This is a genomic window from Pantoea sp. SGAir0183 (genome assembly GCF_043545505.1).
Genome location: NZ_CP028063.1, coordinates 1 through 3,499 on the forward strand (window position 1 = coordinate 1; position 3,499 = coordinate 3,499).

Consider the following 3,499-nt stretch of genomic DNA (forward strand, 5'->3'; position numbering starts at 1 on the left):
CGCCGTTGGCGATAACCGGTACGTCCGACACCCAGTTTTTAAATTTATTCTGATAAGCGCTTAGCTTCGCCGTGCCAAATGCAAAAATGCCGCGGTAATCCAGCGCATAGTTTTCACGCTCAAGCTTACTGGCCCCGCGCAGATTAATTTCACTGCCGTTACTGGCGACGCCGGAAGACCTTCTTCGGTTCCCTGCTGCGTAGAGATCGTCAGCCGATGCTGGCGGGTAATATCCCAGCCCAGTTCGGCACCGTAATTTTCATTCTTGCGTCCCTCCTGACCGCTTCCCCAGCGCAGTGCGCCGGTGTCGCTTTTATCCGCCTGGCGCTTATTCCATGAACCATTCAGACGCAGGTCAAACCCTTTCCCCAGTGGGCCGCCAACGCTACCTGTCCAGGTCTGGGTACTTCCCCGCTTATCGTCCTGCGGCTGGCGCGTGCCTGCGGTTAAGGTACCGTGCCAGACATCACTGTTTTTCTTCGTGATGATATTCACCACGCCGCCCATCGCATCCGAGCCATAGAGCGCGGACATCGGTCCCCGCACCACTTCGATGCGTTCAATGGCATCAACGGGGATCCAGTTGATATCGTCGAAATAGTTTTGCTGCGTGTTTTTGATGCCGTTGCTGGAGCTCATGCGTTTGCCATCAACCAGCAACAGCGTATACGCCGCTGGCATACCGCGCAGTTGAATACCTGAGCCCACATCTGTTCCGATGGCTTTGGATACGCCCGCGACACGTTCCAGCACATCCGCAAGATCGGTGGCCGATTTACCAACGTCCTGTGCCAGTTGCTGTGCGGTAATCACGGAAATTGATGCCGGAGCATCTTTCAGACGCTGTTCGACAGCTGAAGCCGTCACCACCATCACCTCTTCATCGGGATCAGTGATCTCCGGCTCAGCAAACGCAGGTGAAGCTATGCCAAAAACGGGAATGAACAGACTGGTTTTGATACGACGGGCGAGAGGGGTTAACGACGTCATAACGGTTAATCCTTTAACGGTTGTTTGTCCTGAAGATATTTACGGGCTGATAAACAGCATAAGGTGATATATAAATGGGAATCAAATCAATAATCATTATCAGTTGGCGGTGAAATAAATGCGCAGGGTAATTGCGTGGGAATTTTAATGATTCAGGATCGGCGGGAATGATCTGGAAGCGGGAAAGGGTAGTTGCTTTTTATGTAAGACAGGCCTTTGATATATAAAGATTTAAGACGAAGAATTTCTTCTTTTGCTGATTGGATTTCTGAATAATTCCCTGCCTGTAAGTTTCTTTTTAATATTATCTTTTTTTACGTTTTGGATGATATTTACGAAAGGTAAAAGATGTTCTTGCTAATTTATATGATTGTTAAGAGGTTGAGAAAAATGACTTGGATCAATAATAAGTCTGATTATGTGAAATATTTGATTCTGTTTTGTGAAATAAGCTGGCTTAGCATAATAGCGTTATTTAAATGAATAATGGTTTTCCCGTAATGCATTGAGGTCTACCATGACGCATGGGCCATTAAGTCAGTCAATATCGGATACCTGCAATAAATGACCATGCTTCTCTGGAACCGGTAAGTTTTGAATGCGGGTTTCAAAGGCACAGGAGGGGACAAAAAAGCCCGCAGGCTTGCGCCGTGTGGGCTTTCAGGGCTGGCGGAATCTGAATTGGCTATTTAATGTATTGAAATTATTTAACTAAGTTCTGAGTCATTTTTTCTTTGGTGCCTATACAGGTGCCTAAAAGCATTTTCACCTTTTCTGACGAAAAAGAAAGTGAGACAGGCAGGAAGATTAAATATGACAAAAGCAAGCTGATAGCGCTACCCCAGTTTGTCCAAGGGTGGCAACTAGGCCCCGTAGGTCATTGTTTTAGCGCCCTTTGCGCACAAGTATATTTAGACTGAAGGACGTGAATTGTCGTCGACAAAGACACGATTCCAAAGATACTGCCGCTGACTCTAATCCCTGATGTTTTAGGGCTCAACACTTTATGTGGATAAAATTAATTCGTTTGGTTTCCTCTATAGACAAGCTTACGAGTGCTTTGAGCTGAGTTTTGGTATGCTATAGGTTTGGATGTTGCAAGTTAACGTCTGGGTGAGGCTTGTAAGTGAATGATAAATATGCTGATTGGATAAGCAGAGAAGTAAAAATGCTAACAAATCGTTCTGTGTACGTAGATCCGTTTGTTCCCATAGCATCTATGCTTCAAAATAAATATGTCGAATAAAAGAGAGAAAAACCAAGCTTATCATGCACTTTAATAGGTTTTATTCTACCAGTTTTAGATTACGATAGGCTGGATGTAACAGCAATGCTGGCATGGGGTTACAAGTTAAATGAATGAAATTATAAGGAATTTTTAGCGTGAGTGCGTTAACCAATGACGTATTCATCAGTTTGGGTGAATTGACAGATGGGGTCGTAGCACAAACAGGGCCCACTTGACCTGCTCCCCGTTGATTAACACACCCCGATGTTAGTAATGTCTTCATAAGCCACATGAGGACATCCCCATGAAGAAGCGTTTTTCCGACGAACAGATCATCAGTATTCTTCGCGAAGCGGAAGCCGGGGTTTCTGCCCGTGAGCTCTGCCGTAAGCACGCCATTTCCGATGCCACTTTCTACACCTGGCGCAAGAAGTTTGGTGGCATGGAAGTCCCTGAGGTGAAGCGGCTTAAATCTCTTGAAGAGGAGAACGCCCGCCTCAAGAAGCTACTTGCCGAAGCCATGCTGGATAAGGAGGCGCTTCAGGTGGCTCTGGGGCGAAAGTACTGACGACAGGCCAGAAGCGGGAAGCCGTTGAGTTTATGTGTGATGCGACCGGTCTGTCGCAACGTCGTGCCTGCAGGCTTACAGGTTTGTCCCTGTCGACCTGCCGTTATGACGCTCAGCGTCCATCTGCTGATGCACATTTATCAGGGCGTATCACTGAACTGGCGCTTGAACGCAGACGTTTTGGTTACCGGCGCATCTGGCAGCTACTGCGTCGGGAGGGCCTTCACGTCAATCACAAGCGGGTATACCGTATTTACCACCTTAATGGACTGAGCGTAAAACGCAGACGACGCCGTAAAGAGCTGGCGACCGAACGGTTTCCGCTTCTACGTCCGGATGCGCCGAACCTGACATGGTCGATGGATTTCGTTATGGACGCACTGGCCAACGGTCGCAGGCTCAAGTGCCTGACCTGTGTGGATGATTTCACGAAGGAGTGTCTGACGATCACCGCTGCTTTCGGTATTTCAGGCATTCAGGTCACGCGTATTCTGGACAGTATCGCGTTGTTTCGCGGTTATCCGGCTACGATAAGAACCGATCAGGGCCCGGAATTTACCTGCCGCGCGCTCGATCAATGGGCTTTTGAGCATGGTGTGGAACTACGGCTTATCCAGCCGGGCAAGCCGACACAGAACGGATTTATTGAGAGCTTTAACGGCCGATTCAGAGATGAATGCCTGAACGAGCACTGGTTCAGCATATCGTTTCAC

Annotated in this window: 1 protein-coding gene and 1 pseudogene; one reads left to right on the forward strand and one right to left on the reverse strand. The window is 47.9% G+C overall.

Annotated elements, in window-relative coordinates; translation table 11 throughout:
• Positions 1 to 60 precede the first annotated feature (60 nt).
• Positions 61 to 990 (reverse strand): TonB-dependent receptor plug domain-containing protein, encoded by a 930-nt coding sequence (locus C1N59_RS22645; protein WP_394551398.1) that lies wholly within the window; start codon positions 988 to 990, stop codon positions 61 to 63.
• Between the two features lie 1,532 nt (positions 991 to 2,522).
• Between C1N59_RS22645 and C1N59_RS22650 the strand changes: the two are divergent.
• Positions 2,523 to 3,499, forward strand: a pseudogene (locus C1N59_RS22650) (IS3 family transposase); the annotation flags it as partial.